Raw genomic sequence first — 17,882 nt, 5'->3', positions numbered from 1 at the left:
GGCCAGCCTCGATGGCCCTGCGGCCGCTTCCCGACCGCTACCGCGGTCGATGCCCGACGTACTCGTGCGGGCGCAGCAGCATCGCCGCCACCATCGCGGGCAGCATCAACAGGTGACCCAGCAGCATGACGCCGTCGCCGGTCAGCCACCCCGCCCACAGCGGCGGGAGGAGCACGAGGAACGGGACGTACATCGCCGCGGCCATCTGCGCCACGGAGACCCGCGGGTGCCGGCGCCAGAGCATCCACGCGGACATCCCGACCGTCATGTTCGTGGCCATGACCAGCACCGTCGCCTCGATGCCGGGCACGTGCGGCCAGAGCATCCCCAGCACGACCATGCCGAGGACCATCGCGACGAGCATCTGCAGGTAATGCGTCCAGAACCCCCGGTCGGCGAGCGCCGTGCGGGCGGTGACGGTGGCGGTCATGCCCGCAACGCCGCGTACTCGGCCACCCGCGTCATGACCTCGGCGGACACCCTGCTCGGGTGCCCGGCGTCGAACGGCGGCTGCGGGTCGTACTCGATCGACACCTGCGCGGCCTGTGCGGCGACGTCGTCGACGAGCAGCTCGACCAACCGCAGCCCCATGTCGATGCCGGCCGACACCCCGGCGGCGGTGATGACGCGTTCGGCGGCGTGCTCGACCACACGCCGGTCCACCGGGACGGCCCCGAGCTCGTCCAGGTGCTCCATGACGCTCCAGTGCGACGTCGCGGTGAGCCCGTCGAGCAGTCCGGCGGCGGCGAGCAGGAGCGAGCCGCTGCACACCGACGTGGTGAACCGGGTGGTCGGGTGCGCGCCGCGGACCCAGTCGAGCAGCGGGCCACCGCCGAGCAGGTCGCGGGTGCCGATGCCGCCGGGCACCAGCACGACGTCCGGCGCGGGCAGCTCGTCGAACGTCGCGTCGACGGTGAGCCCGAGGAACCCGTTCTCGGTGCGCACCTCTCCGGGCCGCTCACCGACGAACGTGACGTCGATCGACGGGACACGTTGCAGCACCTCGTAGGGTCCGATGGCGTCGAGCGCGGTCAGCCGGGGGTACAGGGCGATGGCGACCTGCATGGTGACTCCTCACGGGGTGGTGGCGAAGTGGCGGCGGTAGTGGTCGGGGGACACGCCGAGGCGGCGCAGGAACGCGCGGCGCATCGTCTCGGCGGACCCGAAGCCGGCCCGGGCGGCGACGACGCCGACGAGCAGCGACTCGGACTCCAGCAGGCGCCGGGCGGTGTCGACGCGCACCTGCTCGACGTAGTCGCCCGGCGGGCAGCCGACGAGCCGCGTGAACTCGCGCCCGAAGTGCCGCTCGCTCATCCCGACGTGCGCGGCGAGGGCGGGGATGCGCAGGTCGGCCGCCGGGTCGGCGTGGACGAGGTCCTGGGCGGCGCGGACCGACGGGCGGGGCGCGGGGTCCGTCCAGACCGGTGCGGCGAACTGGCTCTGCCCGCCGGGGCGGCGCAGGAAGACGACGAACTCGCGGGCCAGGGACTGCGCGACGCCGGCGTCGTGGTCGGCCTCGACGAGGGCCAGAGCCAGGTCGATCCCCGCGGTGACGCCGGCGGAGGTCCAGATGCGGCCGCTGCGCTCGTAGATCGAGTCGGGGCGGACGTCGACGGCGGGGTACGCGGCGGCCATCGTGCCCGCCCAGCGCCAGTGCGTGGTGGCCCGCCTCCCGTCGAGCAGGCCGGCCGCGGCCAGCAGGAACGATCCGGTGCACACCGACGCCACGCGCTGCGACCGGCCGGCGGCCCGGCGCAGCCAGCCGACGAACCCGGGATCGGTCATCGCCGCGCGGGTGCCGAACCCGCCGGGCACCAGGAGCGTGCCGATCGGACCGGTCTCGGGCAGTCCGTGCGTGGCGACGATCTGCAGCCCGCTGTCGGCGGTGACCGGCCCCGGCTCCGCCGCGACGAGCGTGACGTCGTAGCCGCGGTCGGGCTCGCCCCGGTCGGCGAACAGGGCGGACGCGCCCCTCAGTACCTCGTGCGGCCCGGTGACGTCGACCGGCTGGAACCCCGCGAACAGCGGGAGGACGACCTGGTGGGCGGGCACCGGACCACGGTCGCGCGACCGCGGGACGGCGTCAACGACGCGGTGCCCACGGATCCGGCCATCAGCGGGCGGCGTGCGCCCCGGGGGTGCGCCGGGCGCGGATGATCTCGATGACGATCGGCACGACGGAGAGGAACACGATCAGCAGCAGCATCAGCTCGATGTTGTCGCGCACGAACTGGAACTGCCCGAGCCAGAACCCCAGCACCGTGACGCCCGCGGCCCACAGCACGCCACCGATCAGCGAGTAGGTGAAGTAGCGCTTGGCGTCCATCTTGCCGACGCCCGCCATCACCGTGATGAAGGTGCGCACGATCGGCACGAACCGGCCGAGCACGATCGCCCGGGTGCCGTACTTGTCGAAGAACTCCTGCGTGCGCGCCACGTGCTTGGGCTTGAACAGCCTCGACTCGGGTTTGTCGAACACGGCGGGGCCCGCGGCGCGTCCGATGTAGTAGCCGACGACGTTGCCCGCGAACGCGGCCACCACCAGCAGCACGCACACGATCCACAGGGGGAACCGGATGGCGCCCTGCGCGACGAAGAGCCCCGCGGTGAACAGCAGGGAGTCGCCGGGGAGGAAGAAGCCGAGGAGCAGGCCGCACTCGGCGAACACGATCAGTGCCAGCCCGACCAGCGCCCAGGGGCCCAGCCAGCCGATGATCACGTCGGGCTTGAGCCACTCCGGGCCGAGGGCGAGCGTGGTCGTCATCACCCCGTGACGATACCGAGACCGGTTCAGCCCAGTGCGGGCAGCACTCCCGGCGCGAGGAGCGAGAGCAGGGCCAGCACGGCGCCCAGGACACCGCCGCCGAGCAGGGCCAGCAGCAGGGCCGTGCGCACCGACATGCCGGTCTCCCGCTCCGGCTCGCCGCGCGGGGGTGTCATCGGACGGCCGCCCCCGCGGGCCTGCGCGCGCAGCGCCTCGGCGAGCCGGCGTTCCGGATCGGCGGTCATCGCGCGTCCTTGGGCTTCAGCACGTGCGACACCGCGTCGAGCGCCCGGCTCGCCGTCGACTTGACGGTGCCGCGGCTGATCCCGGTGGCGTCGGCGATCTCCGCCTCGCTCAGCCCGCCGTAGTAGCGCAGGACGAGCACCTCGCGCTGGCGCGGGGGCAGCGTCGCGAGCGCGTCGACGACGGCCTGGTGCTCGGCCGAGAGCATCGCCAGCGACTCCGCGGAGCGGGCGTTGACCTGGTGCGGCGGCACGTACTCGCGCGCGGTGCGGCGGCGGCGCAGCACCGACCGCGACCCGTTGACGACGGCCGTACGCAGGTAGCCGACAGCCGCGGCCTCGTCCCGCAGCCCGGACCAGTGCCGGTGCAGCCCCGCGAACGCCTCCTGGACGACGTCCTCCGCGGTGGCGGGGTCGTCGACCAGCAGGACGGCGAGGCGGACCAGGCGGGTGCGGTGGTCGCGGTAGAGGTCGGCCAGCGTCAGCGGCGCGTCCGGGGCGGGCACCGGCGGTATCGGGTCCAGCCTGCGCATGCCGCTGAGCGTCTGCTCGACGGCGCGCTCGATACCGTCGGCAGCCACGACGGTCAGCGTAGTGCGCGATACTGCCGTCGAAGAAGCGCACCGGTCAGACGTCGAGGAGGGCCACACCCGTGCCTATCGCCACGCCCGAGATCTACAACCAGATGCTGGACAACGCCAAGAGCGGCCAGTTCGCCTACCCCGCCATCAACGTCACCAGCAGCGAGACGCTGAACGCGGCGCTGCGCGGCTTCGCCGAGGCGGAGAGCGACGGCATCATCCAGGTCTCCACGGGCGGCGCCGAGTTCCTCTCCGGCACGCGCGTCAAGGACATGGTCGTCGGGGCGACGGCACTCGCCGAGTTCGCCCACGTCGCCGCGCGCCACTACCCGATCAACGTGGCGCTGCACACCGACCACTGCCCCAAGGACAAGCTCGACGGGTTCGTCCGCCCGCTGATCGCGATCAGCCAGGAGCGCGTCGACCGCGGCGAGAACCCGCTGTTCCAGAGCCACATGTGGGACGGCTCCGCGGTCGAGCTGGAGGAGAACCTCTCCATCGCCGCCGAGCTCCTCGAGCTGGCCGGCAAGGCACGGATCATCCTCGAGGTCGAGATCGGCGTCGTCGGCGGCGAGGAGGACGGCGTCGCGAACGACATCAACGACAAGCTCTACACCGCCCCCGGCGACTACGAGCGCACCGTCGAGGTCCTGGGCGCCGGCGAGAAGGGCCGCTACCTGCTGGCCGCCACGTTCGGCAACGTGCACGGCGTCTACAAGCCGGGCAACGTCAAGCTCCGCCCGGAGATCCTCAAGCAGGGCCAGGAGGTCGCGATCGCCAAGCTGGGTCTCGACGCCTCGGCGAAGCCGTTCGACCTGGTGTTCCACGGCGGCTCGGGTTCGCTGATCGAGGAGATCCACGAGGCGCTCGACTACGGCGTCGTGAAGATGAACGTCGACACCGACACCCAGTACGCGTTCACGCGGCCGATCGCGGGCCACATGTTCAGCAACTACGACGGGGTGCTGAAGGTCGACGGCGAGGTCGGCAACAAGAAGACCTACGACCCGCGCACCTACCTCAAGGCCGCGGAGCTCAACATGGCCGAGCGCGTCACGCTGGCCTGCGAGAACCTCCGCTCGACGGGGCAGAAGCTGAAGTAGGGATCACGGCGGACCCGGCGGTCCGGGTCGGGGACACCGAGCGGCGCGCTGCGGACGAGCGTCTGCAGCGCGCCCTCGGCGGGTGCCGGTTGGCCCTCTCCGGGTACGAGGAGCGCTCCGGCGGCGTCTGGGCGACCCGGACGCGTGCCGACCTGCACGCGCTCACCGCCGACCTCCCGGCCCCGGCACCGGTGCTCCGGGAGCCGGTCGCCGCCGACCGGGCGTCGGACACGGCGTCGAGGGCCCGGCGCGCGGGCGTGCTGCTCGGCACGCCCGTCGTCGGGGCGGCGGTGCTCTGGGGCGGCGGGCAGCTCCTCGGCCGCGACGACGGCGCGGCGGTGTTCAGCAGCCGCACGATCCCGGTGGCCGCCGGCGACGACCGCGTCGAGCTCGGGTTCCTGTTCTCCAGCGCCGAGGTCGTGGTCCCCGACGACGCCCGGGACGCGGCCTGTGCCGGGACGGGCACCGGCCCCGAGATCACGGTCGACGCCTCCGGCGCGTTCGGCAACGTCGACGTCCGGACGCAGACCGAGGCATCGGCCGCCGACCGCGACGACGACGACAACGACGACAACGACAACGAGGACGACGAGGACGACGACGACTGACGTGGTGGGCGGACCGACGTGCCGAGCAGGCAGGATGGGCCCATGACGCTGCACGGCAACCTCCTCGGACCCGACCCCACCCTGCTCCCGGTCGACCCGGCCGCCGCCGAGCTCGACGGCGGCGCCGACCCCGCGAAGGTCGCCGCCGACCATCCCACGTCGGCGATCGCCTGGGCCCAGCTCGCCGAGAACGCGCTCGACGCGGGCGAGACGGTCACCGGTTACGCCTACGCGCGCACCGGCTACCACCGCAGCCTCGACATGCTGCGCCGCAACGGCTGGAAGGGCTTCGGCCCGGTGCCGTGGTCGCACGAGCCCAACCGCGGCTTCCTGCGCGCGCTCGCCGCCCTGCACCGCGCGGCCGTCGCGATCGGGGAGTCCGACGAGGCCGAGCGCACCGCCACCTTCCTCGTGGAGTCCGATCCGGCCGCTCCCGCCGCACTCGGCCTGGCCTGATCCACGTGCGCGGCCGTCGACTGCGGGCCCACCTGCGGGCCAGGGGTCGGCGGGTCGCGCTGTCGGCCCTGCCGATCCTGCAGTGCGCGGTGGCCGCGGGGCTCGCCTGGTACGTCGCGAGCGACCTCGTCGGCCACGCGCGGCCGTTCTTCGCCCCGATCGCCGCGGTCATCTCCCTCGGCCTGTCACTCACCAGCCGGTTGCGCCGCGTCGCGGAGCTGGTGGCGGGCGTCAGCGTCGGGGTGCTGGTCGGCGACCTGCTGATCTCCCAGATCGGCTCCGGGGCGTGGCAGATCGCGCTGGTCGTCGCGCTCGCGATGTCGGTGGCGGTGTTCGCCGACGGCGCCACGCTGCTCGTCGCGCAGGCCGGATCGTCGGCGGTGCTGGTGGCCACGCTGCTGCCGCCCGGCGACGCGGGCGGCATCGACCGTTGCATCGACGCCCTGATCGGGGGCGTCGTGGGCGTCGTCGTGGCGGGCCTGATCCCGACCGACCCGGTGCGCCCGGTGCAGCGCGGGGCCCGATCCCTGCTCGACGAGCTCGCCGCCGTCCTCGCCCGCACGGGCGACGCGCTGCGCGTGCGCGACCCGTCGATCGCGCTCGCCGCGCTGGAGCAGGCCCGCGCCTCCCAGCCCCTGATCGACGATCTGCGCTCCGCCCTGCGCGGTGGCCACGAGGTCGCCACCGTCGCCCCCCTCTACCGACGGCGCCGGCTCCAGCTGGGCCGGTTCAGCGAGCTGGCCGAACGCACCGACTACGCGATGCGCAACGCCCGCGTGCTCGCCCGACGCACCTACCAGGCCCTGCTCGATGACGAACCCGCCGCTGCGGAGCTCGCCGACGCACTCGGCGAGCTGTCCGCGGCCGTCGGCACGCTCACCGCCGAGCTGGGGCGCGAGGGCGACCGGAAGCGGGCCCGCGAACCGGTGCTCGACGTCGTCCGGCATGCGGTGGTGCTGTCGGAGGTGTGGGTTCCGGGGCCGTCGGAGCAGGTGATCGTCGCGCAGCTCCGCAGCATCGCGCTGGACCTCCTGCAGGCGACGGGCCTGACGCGCGCCGAGGCGCTGTCGGCGATGCGCTCGTAGCCCGCAGAATGCGGCGATGACCCCCGACGACGTCGCCGACGCCCTCGACCGCTCGCTCGCCCGCGTCGACGCCGCCCTCGACAGCGCGTACCCGGGGGATCCGGGCACGCGGCAGCCGGTGCACACCGTCTACGTGCCCGCCGACCGGTTCCACCCGGGCACCTCCGCCGAGTGGGGTGCCGCGGCCCTGGAGCTGTTCGACGCCCATGCCGCCTCCCCGGCCGACGTCGCCGCGGTCTGGGGGCTGCCGCCGGCCCTCGCCGACGAGGTGCACGGGCGGGTGCGGGCCAAGCTGGCCGCCGAGCCGATCGAGGACCTGCGCGTCGACTTCGAGGACGGCTACGGCCCCCGCGCCGACGACGAGGAGGACGCCGAGGCGGTGCGGGTGGCGGGGGAGATCGCGGGGGCGGCGCCGTTCGTCGGCATCCGGTTCCGCAGCTTCGAGGCCGCGACGCGCCGGCGCGGGGTCCGCACGCTGCACGCGTTCCTCGGGGCACTCGGCCCCGTGCCCGACGGGTTCGTGCTGACGCTGCCGAAGGTGACCGCGCCGGAGCAGGTGTCGGCGCTGGTCACGGTGCTGGAGGGACTGGAGGCGGAGCACGGGCTGGCGCCGGTGCGGTTCGAGATCCAGGTGGAGACGCCGCAGTCGGTGCTCGGCCCGGACGGCACGTCGCCGCTGCCGCGGATGATCGCGCTGGCCCGCGGCCGCTGCACCGGGCTGCACTACGGCACCTACGACTACTCCGCGTCGCTCGGGATCGCCGCTCAGCACCAGAGCACGGAGCACCCGGTGGCCGACCACGCGAAGGCCGTGATGCAGGTGGCCGCCGCGGGCACCGGCGTCCGGCTGTCCGACGGGTCGACGAACGTGCTCCCCGTCGGCTCCCGTGACGACGTCCGCGCGGCCTGGTCACTGCACGGCCGGCTCGTACGGCGCAGCCTCGAACGCGGCTTCCACCAGGGCTGGGATCTGCACCCCGGACACCTGCCGAGCCGGTTCGTCGCCGGGTTCGCGTTCTACCGCGAGACGTTCCCCGCGGCCGCCGCCCGCCTGCGCGCCTACCTCGACCGCGCCGACTCCGGCTTCCTCGACGAGCCGGCCACCGCCCGCGCGATGGCCGGCTACCTGCTCCGCGGCCTGCGCTGCGGGGCGGTGGACGCCGCGGAGCTGGAGGCGGCGACGGGCCGCCCGGTCGACGAGCTGGGTCGGTGAGCGGCGGGTCCCTCCTGCTCCGAGGGCTGCGAGAAGTGGTTGAACGCCAGGTTCAGCAGCACCGCCACGATCGCGCACGCGCTGATCCCGGACTCGACGATCTGGTGCAGCCAGTCCGGGATGTCGTAGACCTCGGGCACGGTGATCGGGATCATCCCGACGCCGATGGAGGCGGCGACGACGAGGACGTTCGAGTTGGTGGACTCCACCTTCGACAGCGTCCGGATCCCGGCCGCGGCCACCGACCCGAACAGGACGATCCCCGCGCCGCCGAACACGGGCAGCGGGGTCGCATTCATCACCCGCCCGAGCACCGGGAGCAGGCCGAGCAGCAGGCTGGTGGCGGAGCCGAAGTCCGGGTTGTCCACCACCGCGCCGGAGGCGTCGCGGATCGTCGGGTTGCCCCGGATCCAGCGCAGGGCCACCGGGAACAGCGACAGCCCGATGATCGTGATGACGCATCCGGTGACGACCGGCGGGAGAACCGCACCAGCCCCGCGAACACGGGCGCGATGAGGAACCCGATCAGCCCGGCGACGATCACCGCACCGAAGATCGTGGCGAGCCGGGTGGCCGGGGCTCCGAGCGAGGCGTCGGTGGCGACCGCCGTCATCGTGCCGACGGCGGCGAACGACACGCCCTGCACCAGCGGCGGCTTCGAGCCGACGTAGGGCGGCCCGAGCGCCTGGAGCGGCGTGCCGAGGCCGGAGACGAACAGCGCGGCCGTGACGAGCGGGGCCGACTCGACCGGCGTGAGCCCGGCGGCGGAGCCGATGATCAACGGCGGCCAGACGACGCCGCGTACGTCGCGAGGATGTGCTGCAGTCCGTAGAGGAACGCGGTGCCGACCGGGACCCGTCCGTCCTCGGGGGCGACCTTCTCGATCGTCGTCACCTCAGACGAACCCCGCGATCCCGGCCCACGCGGCGTCGGCCGGCGGCACGTCGTCCTGTACCACCGCGGCCTCGATCAGGCCGTACGGGCGGTCGGCGGCGTACCAGACCTCGTTGGGGTTGTCGAGGCCCCACGTCGAGAGGTCGACGAGGAAGTGGTGCTTGTTCGGCATCGAGAACCGGATCTCCGCGATCTCCGGATGGGCCTCCAGCACGCCGCGCCCCATCGCGTACAGCGTCTGCTGCAGCGAGAGGCTGTGGGTGAGCGCGAAGCGGTCGAGCAGGATCTGGCGGACGCTGCCGTGCGCCTTGTCCCAGTCGACGTCGACGCCCAGATAGCGCCACCGGGCGGTGACCGCGGTGGCGAGGATGCGGTCGTCGGTCTCGACGAGCGAGGTGTACGGCACGTCAGGGAAGCCGTGGAACTCGCTGCCGGTGCTCTTGAGCACCACCAGCCCGGAGACCCCCGAGATGACGATCTCCTCCGCGCCGGTCTTGGTGACGACGGTCGTGCGCGTCTCGCCGGAACCCCGGCTGAACGCGTGGTCGTGCTCGCCCGCCTCCGAGGTGACGATCCGCTCCCAGCCGTGCTCCTCCACCTCCTGCCGGGCCCCCGTGACCTGCTCGAACCCGTCGACGAAGTGCCGCGCCACCCGCAGCGCGAAGTCCTCGACCGCCCCGACCCCGCCGAGTCGGGCCAACGCGTAGACGGTGTTCTTCTGGGTGTCGGTGGCGATGACGGCGCTGTTGTCCCCGGTCTCGTGCGTGGCGGAGAAGTCGCCCCGCAGCTGGCTGGTGACCGTCACGTCGGTGATCCGATGGCGCGGACCGGACCGGTCGACGTGCACCATCCGCACCTCGGCCTTGCCGTACTGGTTGACCCCGAGCGAGATGCCCATCGTCGCCTCCCCGTGTAGACCCCGGAAACGGTAGGCGTTCCGACGGCCCGTGCGTCTCGATTTCACAGGGATGTGCGACCGCCGAAACACGGTGATCAGGGAGGATGGACCGATGCGGCTGGACACGTTCAACGCACTTCCCGCATCCGAGGCGACGACGCACCTGACGGCGTGCTGCGCGTCGCCGGAATGGGCGGGGGCGCTCGCGGCGGGGCGCCCGTACCCGAGCGTCGAGGCCCTCCTCGCGCAGGCCGACGCCGAGCTCGCCGTCCTCGACGAGCCGGAGGTCGACCTCGCACTGGCCGGGCACCCGAGGATCGGGGAGCGGTCGGCGCACGCGGCGTCGCAGCGCGAGCAGGCCGGCGTCGCGGCGGCCGACGCCGCGGTGCTCGCCGGGCTGGCCGACGGCAACCGGGCGTACGAGGAGCGGTTCGGGTACGTCTACCTGGTGTGCGCCGACGGGCGCCCGGCCGCCGACCTGCTCGCGGTCCTGCACGAGCGCCTCGCGCACGACCCGCCCGCCGAGCGCCGGGTCGTGCGCGCCGAGCTGGCGAAGATCAACGACATCCGCCTGAGGAGGCTGCTGGAATGAGCATCTCCACGCACGTGCTCGACGCGGCCCTCGGCCGTCCCGCGGCGGGGGTCGCCGTCGCCATCACCGCCCCCGACGGCGCGGTCCGCGAGGGCGTCACCGACACCGACGGGCGCATCGGCGACCTCGCACCCGGCACGCTGCCGGGCGGCACGTACCGTCTCCGCTTCGACACCGGGGCCTACTTCGCCGCCACCGGCCAGTCGGGGTTCTACCCCGAGGTCGTCGTGGCCGTCACCGTCGACGCCGACCGGCCGCACACCCACGTGCCGCTGCTGCTGTCGCCGTTCGCGTACTCCACCTACCGGGGGAGCTGAGATGGGAGCTGACATGTCGGACCTCGACTGGCTCACCGCGGCCGTCGACCTCGCCGTCGCCAACGTCGGTGCAGGTGGCGGCCCGTTCGGTGCGGTGCTCGTCGCCGACGGGGTGCAGATCGGCAGCGGGCAGAACCGGGTGACGCGCGACAACGACCCCACCGCGCACGCGGAGGTCGTCGCGATCCGGCGGGCGTGCGCCGGGCGCGGCGACTTCTCGCTGGTCGGGGCCACCCTGTACTCCTCGTGCGAGCCGTGCCCGATGTGCATGGCGTCGGCGCTGTGGGCGCGGGTCGACCGGGTGGTCTACGCCGCGGACCGGCACGACGCCGCCCGCGGCGGGTTCGACGACCTGGCGTTCTACGAGCTGTTCGCCCGTGACCGCAGCACCTGGGCCACGCGGGTGGACGCCGTCGCGCTGCCGGCGGGCCCGAAGCCGTTCGACACCTGGCTCGCCGCCGCCGACCGGGTCGCCTACTAGTGGACCTCCCCACCGTCACCACGCTGCGCCGGCCCGTCGACCGGGCGGGGCTGGCCGGGCTCGGTCCCGGGGCGGCCGTGCTCGCCGGGGGCACGTGGCTGTTCTCCGAGCCGCAGGACCACCTGCACACCCTCGTCGACCTCGACGGCCTGGGCTGGGAGCCGGTCACCCGCACCGCCGACGGCGTGTCGGTCGCGGCGACCTGCACCCTCGACGAGCTCGTCGCGGCCGGGATCCCGCTCGCGGACGAGTGCGTCGGCGCGCTGGCGGCGTCGTTCAAGATCACCTCGCTGGCCACCGTCGGCGGCAACGTCTGCCTCGCGCTGCCCGCGGGGTCGATGACGTCGCTGGCGGTCGCGCTCGACGGGGTCGCGGTGCTGTGGGGGCCCACCGACGACCGGCGCGTCCCGGTCGTCGACCTGGTCACCGGCGTGCGGACGACGGCGCTGCGCCCCGGCGAGGTGCTGCGCGCCATCGACCTGCCGGCAGCGGCGCTCACGGAGCGGCTCGCGTTCCGGCGGGCCGCGCTGTCGGCACAGGGGCGCTCGGGATCGGTGGTGATCGGGCGTCGGGGGGCCGGGCTCGTCCTCTCCGTGACGGCCGCGACCCCGCAGCCGCACCGCCTGGCGTTTCCCGACGTCCCGACCGCATCGGAGCTGGTCACGGCCCTGGACGCGATCCCGGAGTGGTACGACGACCCGCACGGCTCGCCCGACTGGCGCCGGCACGTCACCGGGCGCCTCGCCGAGCAGATCCGGACGGGGCTCGGGTGAGGTTCACCGTCGACGGCACCGCGTCCGAGACCGACCCCGCACCCGGTCAGTGCCTGCGCACCCTGCTGCGCGACGGCGGGCACACCGCGCCGAAGAAGGGCTGCGACGCGGGTGACTGCGGTGCGTGCTCCGTCCTCGTCGACGGCACCCCGGTGCACTCGTGCGTCTACCCCGCGTTCCGCGCGGACGGACGTTCCGTCACCACCGCGGCGGGCCTGGGGTCGCCGGAGGACCTGCACCCCGTGCAGCAGCGGTTCGTCGACGCGGGCGGGTTCCAGTGCGGGTTCTGCACCGCGGGGATGGTCGTCACGACGTCGGCACTGCCCGACGGCGACCGCGGACGGCTGCTCAAGGGCAATCTCTGCCGCTGCACCGGCTACCGCGCGATCCTCGACGCGCTCGACGGCGCGGTCACCACGGAGAAGTCGGCCAGCGCTCCGGGCGGGTCGCTGCCGGCACCCGCCGGACGCCGGATCGTCTGCGGGCGGGAGCCGTACACGCTCGACGAGCCGCCTCCCGGCGTCCTGCACCTCGCCGTGCTCGGCAGCGCGCACGCGCACGCGCGGATCCGGTCGATCGACACCTCCGTCGCCGCGGCGCTCCCGGGCGTCCACGCCGTGCTCACCCACCTCGACGCGCCCGCCGTCGCGTTCTCGACCGGGCGTCACGACAACCGGCTCGACGACCCCGACGACACGCTGGTGCTCGACCCCGTCCTGCGCTTCCACGGCCAGCGCGTCGCCGCGGTGGTGGCCGACTCCGTCGGGATCGCGCAGGCCGCGTGCCGCGCGCTCGTCGTCGATTACGAGGTGCTGCCCGCGGTCCTGCATCCCGGGGCGGCCCTCGTACCGGGCGCGCCGGTGGTGCACGGCGACAAGAGCGGGCCGGACGCCCGGATCGCCGACCCGTCGCGGAACCTGGTCGCCGAGCAGCACGGGGAGGTCGGGTCGGTCGCCGACGGGCTCGCGGCGGCCGACGTCGTCGTGGCCGGGACCTGGCGAACCGGACGCGTCTCGCACACGTCGCTGGAGACGCACGGCACCGTCGGCTGGCTCGACGGCGACCGGCTCGTCCTGCGCACCGGCACCCAGGTGCCGTTCCTGGTGCGCGACGAGATCGCGCGCGTCTTCGATCTGCCCCCGGACGGCGTACGCGTGTTCACCGCGCGCGTCGGCGGCGGGTTCGGCGGCAAGCAGGAGATGCTCACCGAGGACCTGGTGGCGCTCGCCGTGCTGCGGACAGGTCGGCCCGTCCAGTACGAGTTCACCCGCGCCGACGAGCTGACGGTCGCGCCGTGCCGGCACCCGATGAGCGTGTCGGTGCAGGTGGGGGCCACGTCCGACGGCGTGCTGACGGCACTGGCGATCGACGTCGTCGCCGACGCCGGTGCGTACGGCAACCACAGCCCCGGCGTGATGTTCCACGGCTGCCACGAGTCGATGGCGCAGTACCGGTGCGCGAACAAGCGGGTGGACGCGCGGTCGGTCTACACCCACACCATCCCGTCGGGGGCGTTCCGCGGGTACGGGCTCGGGCAGGTGATGTTCGGGATCGAGGGGGCGCTCGACGAGCTGGCGCACCGGCTCGGGATCGACCCGTTCGAGCTGCGCCGGCGCAACGTCGTGGTGCCCGGGGACGCGTTCGTCGCGTCGTCGGACGAGCCCGACGACCTCACCTTCGGCGACAGCTACGGGCTCGACCAGTGCCTGGACCTGGCGCAGGCCGCCGTGCGGCGCGACGCGCTCCCCGCCCCCGACGGCTGGGCGGTCGGCGAGGGGATGGCGGTGGCGATGATCGCCACGATCCCGCCGCGCGGGCACCGCGCCGAGGCGTCGGTGACGCTGGAGGCCGACGGCACCTACACCGTGCGCGTCGGCACCGCGGAGTTCGGCAACGGCACCACGACCGTCCACGTGCAGCTCGCGGCCACCGTGCTCGGCACGTCGGCGGACCGGGTGCGGATCGTGCAGTCCGACACCGACGCCGTCGGGTACGACACGGGGGCGTTCGGATCGGCGGGATCGGTGGTGGCGGGCCGCGCCCTGCACGCGGCGGCGGCGGAGCTGCGGGACCGGATCCTGGCCGCGGCCGACTTCTCGCGCACCTCCCGCCCGTCCGCGCACGCCCGGACGTGCGCGGACCGCGAGCAGGTGCGCGAACCGGTACTGGGGCCGCACGGCGTGCAGGACGGGGACCGGTTCGTCGCGTTGACCGCTCTCGCTCCGCTCGCCGCGACCGCCACCCACGACGGCACCCCGCGCTCGGTCGCCTTCAACGTCCACGCGTTCCGGGTCGCCGTCGACCCCGGCACCGGGGAGGTCGCGATCCTGCGGTCGGTGCAGGCCGTCGACGCGGGGGTGGTGCTCAACCCCGAGCAGTGCCGCGGGCAGGTGGAGGGCGGGGTGGCGCAGGCCCTCGGCTCGGCGCTGTTCGAGGAGGTCGTGCTCGACGACGCCGGCCGCGTCACCACGTCGGTGCTGCGCAACTACCACGTGCCGCAGGTCGCCGACGTCCCGCGCACCGAGGTGCTGTTCGCCGACACGTCCGACGAGCACGGCCCGTTCGGGGCGAAGTCGATGAGCGAGGCCCCCTACAACCCGGTGGCCCCGGCGCTGGCGAACGCGATCCGCGACGCGCTCGGAGTCCGCCCGACGGTGCTCCCGATGACCCGCGACCGCATCTGGCGCCTGCTCCCCGCCCCCTGACCCCCTCCCGCCGAGTTTGCCGTTGAGGTACGCCGTGTTCGCCATCCGCGTCGCGGTGCGGTGCCCGATAGCGTGCCCCGATGGCCGACGACCCGACCGCGGCCGTCCGGCACAGGTACCGGGCGACGGCCGCGCAGCGGTGGGCCGTCGTCACCGTCTCGGTGGGGGCCGTGCTCCCGGCCGTCGGAACGCTGGTCGTGCTCCGCGTCCCGGCCCGATGCCGGCCGGTGCCGCGGCGTTCCTGGTCGGTGTCGCAGCGTTCCTGGTCGGTGTCGCAGCGGTGGCCTGCTGGGAGTGCGTCCGGACCGCCACGGTCGTGACGCCCGACGTGATCGTCGTCCGCTCCGGCTACCGCTCGACACTGCACCCGTGGGGCCCGGATCCTCGACGTCCGCGCCCGGCCCCGCCTTGACCCGACCGGGCCCCGGCTGGTGGCCGTGCTCTACGTGGAGGGGATCGACGCGCACGTGCTGCCCTACGTCGACTCCCGCCACCTCGGCGGCCCGGCGGCACTCGCGGCCGAGATCGACCGCCCGCCGGTGGGTCGGGCCGCAGATCTCGACCCGCTGCTCCCGGACCTCGACGAGCGGATGCGGGCCCGTCGGCGGGCGTCGGACCGGCGGGGCGCGTGCCTCGGGGCCTGTGCCGCCCTCGTGATCGTCGCGTACCTGGTCCTCGCCATCCCGCTCACCGGTTGACGCCGCCGTTGCGAGCGGGCGGCGTCGGCAAACTCGCCGTACGTGATCGGCAAACTCGCCGGGTGGGATCGGCAAACTCGGCGGGTCAGGTGGTGAGGGTCGTCAGGAGGGTGTCGGGGTCGGTGGTGCCGAGGTCCGCGCGCACCGTGTCGAGGTGGGCCTCCGGGAGGGCGTCGAGGAAGCGGCGGGCCGCGGTCGCGCGGGCCGTGGGCGTCAGCTCGCCGTGGGCGCGCAGGCGGGCGAAGCCGCCGTCGGGGTGGATGTCGACGCGCAGCCGCGACACCGGCGGGGCGTCAGGTGCGATCCGGAAGCGGTGCGGGGTGTCGGGCTGCACCCGCCGCTTCGGGACGACCACGGTGCCGTCGCCGTCGCTGATCTCGACCCATCCCGGCGCGTTACCGAGGAAGTGGCCGGTGTCGAACACGATGTCGCGCAGCCGCGTCTCACCGGCGAGTGCGACCAGCACCCAGTCGTTGCCGTCGTCGCGGCGCCGCGCGGTCTCCCAGCCCTCGCCCATGTTCCGGGCCGGGCCGGGGAGCAGCAGGTTGGCGGGCGAGGAGTAGAAGAGGTTGGAGCAGTCGAGGATGCCCGACCCGTTCTCCAGCGCCGCGACGTCGACGGTCCCACGCAGGTCACGGGGGTCGGGCACCGCCTCGCCGTGCACACGGAACCGGGCGACGCCCCCGTCGGGGTGCATGGTCAGGCGCAGGTGGGTGAAGCGGTGCCGGTCGTCGACGTCGTAGGCGTTGGCGGTGTCGCCCTTCGCCGCGACGCGCGGCACGAGCGGGGTCCAGCTCGCCCCGGTGAGGTCGTGGTCGTCCACCGCGGTGCCGTCGACGGAGATCTCCGGCGGGTAGTTGCCGCGGAAGAACGCCGTGTCGACGACGACTCCGTGCACGATCCCCGGCGCCCCCAGCCGCACGACGGCGTGGTCGACGCCGGATTCGCGCCGCCGACGGGTCTCCCAGCCGTCGTAGACCTTGCCGCGGTAGCCGAACTCCGGGTGCTCCCGCACCGGGTACGGCTCGACGAGCGCGGCGCGGTCGGCGAAGAAGTCGTCGTTGGCCTCGACGACGGCGCCCCCCAGCGAACGGGCGGCGAGGTCGGGAAGGTTCACGAAGGTCACGGCTCTCCTCGTCGCAGGAGACGCCCCTGCGGCGTCCCCGTCACCTCGATCCTCCGCCCGCGCAGCCATGTCCCGCGCACCACCCCCGTGAGCGCACACCCGTCGTAGGGGGTGACCGGGTTGCGGTGGGCGAGGCGCTGGACGTCGACGACGGTGGCCTCGTCGGGGGCGAAGACGACCAGGTCCGCGTCACGGCCGGGGACGATCGCCCCCTTGGCGTCGAGGTTCGCCAGGCGCGCGGGCGTCGTGGCCATCCAGCCGACGACCTCGGTGAGCGTGTGCCCACGCACGCGCGCCCCGGACCACACCACGGGCAACCCGACCTGCAGCGACGCGATCCCGCCCCACGCCTCGCCGAAGTCGCCGGTGTCGAGGCGCTTGAGCTCGGGTGTGCAGGGGGAGTGGTCGGACACGACGATGTCGATCACACCGTCGCCCAGGCCCGCCCACAGCAGCTCGCGGTTGGCCTCCTCGCGGATCGGCGGGCAGCACTTGTACTGCGTGGCGCCGTCGGGCACGGTCTCGGCCGCGAACGTGAGGTAGTGCGGGCAGGTCTCCACGGTCACGTCGACGCCGTCGCGGCGCGCGGAGGCGAGCATCGGCAGGGCGTCGGAGCTGGACAGGTGCAGCACGTGCACCGCCGCCCCGGTCCACCGCGCGCGCTCCAGCAGCCAGGCGATGGCGAGGTTCTCCGCGCCGCGCGGGCGGGAGGCGAGGAAGCGGGCGTACGCGGAGCCGTCGGGCGGGGTGGCGCGGTCGATCGACTCGGCGTCCTCGGCGTGCACGATCAGCCGGCTCCCGCAGGCGACCAGCTCGCGCAGCACCGGTTCGAGCTCCCCGGGCGGCAGCGGCGGGAACTCCTCGACGCCGGAGTGCAGCAGGAAGCACTTGAACCCGAACACGCCGGCGTCGTGCAGCGGTCGCAGGTCGGCGAGGTTGCCGGACACCGCCCCGCCCCAGAACCCGACGTCGACGTGGCACTTCTCCCGCGCGGCGTCGCGCTTGGTCTCCAGCGCGGCCACGTCGACCGTCGGCGGGATGGAGTTGAGCGGCATGTCGATCAGGGTGGTGACGCCGCCGAGCGCGGCCGCCGCCGTCGCGGACGCGAACCCCTCCCACTCGGTGCGACCCGGCTCGTTGACGTGCACGTGGGTGTCGACGAGGCCCGGGATCAGCACCTCGTCGGCGGCGAGATCGACCACCTCCCCGTCGACGGCGGCGTCGAACGGCAGCACCGCGGCGATCCGGCCGTCGCGCACGGCCACGCAGCCCGCCACCTCGCCGTCGGGGGTGACGATCCGCTGCGCGCGGAAGACGAGGTCGTACAGCAGTTCGGGCACGCGGGG

At 74.1% G+C, this 17,882-nt stretch carries 22 protein-coding genes and 1 pseudogene; 12 read left to right on the top strand and 11 right to left on the bottom strand.

Annotated features, from left to right (window positions below; all coding sequences use genetic code 11):
* Positions 1-37: 37 nt before the first annotated feature.
* From I4I81_RS25220 to I4I81_RS25195, 6 genes are all read right to left on the bottom strand, one after another.
* A complete protein-coding gene (locus I4I81_RS25220) occupies positions 38-430 on the bottom strand; it encodes a hypothetical protein (protein ID WP_218604485.1) in 393 nt (130 codons plus the stop codon).
* Positions 427-1,065 (bottom strand): DJ-1/PfpI family protein, encoded by a 639-nt coding sequence (locus I4I81_RS25215; protein WP_218604486.1) that lies wholly within the window; start codon positions 1,063-1,065, stop codon positions 427-429. The genes I4I81_RS25220 and I4I81_RS25215 overlap by 4 nt, the downstream gene beginning before the upstream one ends.
* A gap of 9 nt (positions 1,066-1,074) precedes the next feature.
* Entirely contained in the window at positions 1,075-2,052 is a 978-nt protein-coding gene (locus I4I81_RS25210; RefSeq protein WP_218604487.1) for a GlxA family transcriptional regulator, read from the bottom strand.
* Positions 2,053-2,113: 61 nt separating this feature from the next.
* Positions 2,114-2,764 (bottom strand): DedA family protein, encoded by a 651-nt coding sequence (locus tag I4I81_RS25205; RefSeq protein ID WP_218604488.1) that lies wholly within the window; start codon positions 2,762-2,764, stop codon positions 2,114-2,116.
* A 26-nt stretch (positions 2,765-2,790) separates the two neighbouring features.
* A complete protein-coding gene (locus tag I4I81_RS25200; RefSeq protein WP_218604489.1) occupies positions 2,791-3,009 on the bottom strand; it encodes a hypothetical protein in 219 nt (72 codons plus the stop codon).
* On the bottom strand, positions 3,006-3,539 hold the full coding sequence (locus I4I81_RS25195) for a SigE family RNA polymerase sigma factor (RefSeq protein WP_218604494.1): 534 nt from the start codon (positions 3,537-3,539) through the stop codon (positions 3,006-3,008). The genes I4I81_RS25200 and I4I81_RS25195 overlap by 4 nt, the downstream gene beginning before the upstream one ends.
* A gap of 119 nt (positions 3,540-3,658) precedes the next feature.
* Here I4I81_RS25195 and fbaA point away from each other — a divergent pair, with 119 nt between their 5' ends.
* From fbaA to I4I81_RS25170, 5 genes are read left to right on the top strand one after another with little or no spacing between them, the layout of a single operon-like run.
* Entirely contained in the window at positions 3,659-4,690 is a 1,032-nt protein-coding gene (gene fbaA, locus I4I81_RS25190) for a class II fructose-bisphosphate aldolase (RefSeq protein ID WP_218604490.1), read from the top strand.
* Positions 4,651-5,298, top strand: a complete 648-nt coding sequence (locus I4I81_RS25185) for a DUF1707 SHOCT-like domain-containing protein (RefSeq protein ID WP_218604495.1) — start codon at positions 4,651-4,653, stop codon at positions 5,296-5,298. Before fbaA ends, I4I81_RS25185 begins: the two co-directional genes overlap by 40 nt.
* 42 nt (positions 5,299-5,340) lie before the next feature.
* The gene (locus I4I81_RS25180) at positions 5,341-5,754 is read left to right on the top strand and encodes a DUF3151 domain-containing protein (RefSeq protein WP_218604491.1); all 414 of its coding nucleotides are present in this window, start codon (positions 5,341-5,343) and stop codon (positions 5,752-5,754) included.
* Between the two features lie 5 nt (positions 5,755-5,759).
* Positions 5,760-6,839, top strand: a complete 1,080-nt coding sequence (locus I4I81_RS25175) for an FUSC family protein (protein WP_218604492.1) — start codon at positions 5,760-5,762, stop codon at positions 6,837-6,839.
* Positions 6,840-6,855: 16 nt separating this feature from the next.
* On the top strand, positions 6,856-8,052 hold the full coding sequence (locus tag I4I81_RS25170) for a DUF6986 family protein (RefSeq protein ID WP_218616378.1): 1,197 nt from the start codon (positions 6,856-6,858) through the stop codon (positions 8,050-8,052).
* Here I4I81_RS25170 and I4I81_RS25165 read toward each other — a convergent pair.
* The 3 genes and pseudogenes from I4I81_RS25165 to pucL all read right to left on the bottom strand — a co-directional run bounded on the left by I4I81_RS25165 (position 7,962) and on the right by pucL (position 9,844).
* A complete protein-coding gene (locus I4I81_RS25165; protein ID WP_218605009.1) occupies positions 7,962-8,477 on the bottom strand; it encodes a solute carrier family 23 protein in 516 nt (171 codons plus the stop codon). The two genes, I4I81_RS25170 and I4I81_RS25165, sit on opposite strands and share 91 nt — an antisense overlap.
* Before the next feature lie 128 nt (positions 8,478-8,605).
* Positions 8,606-8,833: pseudogene (locus tag I4I81_RS31695) on the bottom strand (solute carrier family 23 protein); the annotation flags it as partial.
* Positions 8,834-8,947: 114 nt separating this feature from the next.
* Positions 8,948-9,844 carry a factor-independent urate hydroxylase gene (gene pucL / locus I4I81_RS25155; RefSeq protein WP_218605010.1) on the bottom strand — a complete coding sequence of 299 codons (897 nt, stop codon included), beginning with the start codon at positions 9,842-9,844 and terminating at the stop codon, positions 8,948-8,950.
* Positions 9,845-9,956: 112 nt separating this feature from the next.
* Between pucL and uraD the strand changes: the two genes are divergently transcribed.
* From uraD to I4I81_RS25120, 7 genes are all read left to right on the top strand, one after another.
* Positions 9,957-10,436, top strand: coding sequence for a 2-oxo-4-hydroxy-4-carboxy-5-ureidoimidazoline decarboxylase (gene uraD / locus I4I81_RS25150; protein WP_218605011.1), 480 nt, complete (start codon positions 9,957-9,959; stop codon positions 10,434-10,436).
* Positions 10,433-10,753, top strand: a complete 321-nt coding sequence (uraH, locus tag I4I81_RS25145; RefSeq protein ID WP_218605012.1) for a hydroxyisourate hydrolase — start codon at positions 10,433-10,435, stop codon at positions 10,751-10,753. Before uraD ends, uraH begins: the two co-directional genes overlap by 4 nt.
* Position 10,754: 1 nt before the next feature.
* Entirely contained in the window at positions 10,755-11,234 is a 480-nt protein-coding gene (locus I4I81_RS25140; protein WP_218605013.1) for a nucleoside deaminase, read from the top strand.
* The gene (locus tag I4I81_RS25135; protein ID WP_218605014.1) at positions 11,234-12,007 is read left to right on the top strand and encodes an FAD binding domain-containing protein; all 774 of its coding nucleotides are present in this window, start codon (positions 11,234-11,236) and stop codon (positions 12,005-12,007) included. Before I4I81_RS25140 ends, I4I81_RS25135 begins: the two co-directional genes overlap by 1 nt.
* Complete coding sequence (locus tag I4I81_RS25130; RefSeq protein WP_218616377.1) at positions 12,004-14,712, top strand: molybdopterin-dependent oxidoreductase; 2,709 nt, start codon at positions 12,004-12,006, stop codon at positions 14,710-14,712. Before I4I81_RS25135 ends, I4I81_RS25130 begins: the two co-directional genes overlap by 4 nt.
* An 80-nt stretch (positions 14,713-14,792) precedes the next feature.
* Complete coding sequence (locus I4I81_RS25125) at positions 14,793-15,032, top strand: hypothetical protein (protein WP_218616376.1); 240 nt, start codon at positions 14,793-14,795, stop codon at positions 15,030-15,032.
* Between the two features lie 117 nt (positions 15,033-15,149).
* The gene (locus I4I81_RS25120) at positions 15,150-15,410 is read left to right on the top strand and encodes a hypothetical protein (protein ID WP_218602962.1); all 261 of its coding nucleotides are present in this window, start codon (positions 15,150-15,152) and stop codon (positions 15,408-15,410) included.
* A gap of 85 nt (positions 15,411-15,495) precedes the next feature.
* On the opposite strand, the gene alc is transcribed toward I4I81_RS25120, so the two are convergent.
* Positions 15,496-16,536 carry an allantoicase gene (gene alc, locus I4I81_RS25115; RefSeq protein ID WP_226363564.1) on the bottom strand — a complete coding sequence of 347 codons (1,041 nt, stop codon included), beginning with the start codon at positions 16,534-16,536 and terminating at the stop codon, positions 15,496-15,498.
* Positions 16,533-17,876 (bottom strand): allantoinase AllB, encoded by a 1,344-nt coding sequence (allB, locus tag I4I81_RS25110; protein WP_226363563.1) that lies wholly within the window; start codon positions 17,874-17,876, stop codon positions 16,533-16,535. Before allB ends, alc begins: the two co-directional genes overlap by 4 nt.
* Positions 17,877-17,882 lie beyond the last annotated feature (6 nt).

The sequence above is a fragment of the Pseudonocardia abyssalis genome (assembly GCF_019263705.2).
Lineage (GTDB): Bacteria > Actinomycetota > Actinomycetes > Mycobacteriales > Pseudonocardiaceae > Pseudonocardia > Pseudonocardia abyssalis.
Note: the sequence above shows the minus strand (reverse complement) of the source record. Positions and strands in the feature narration are given on the sequence as shown.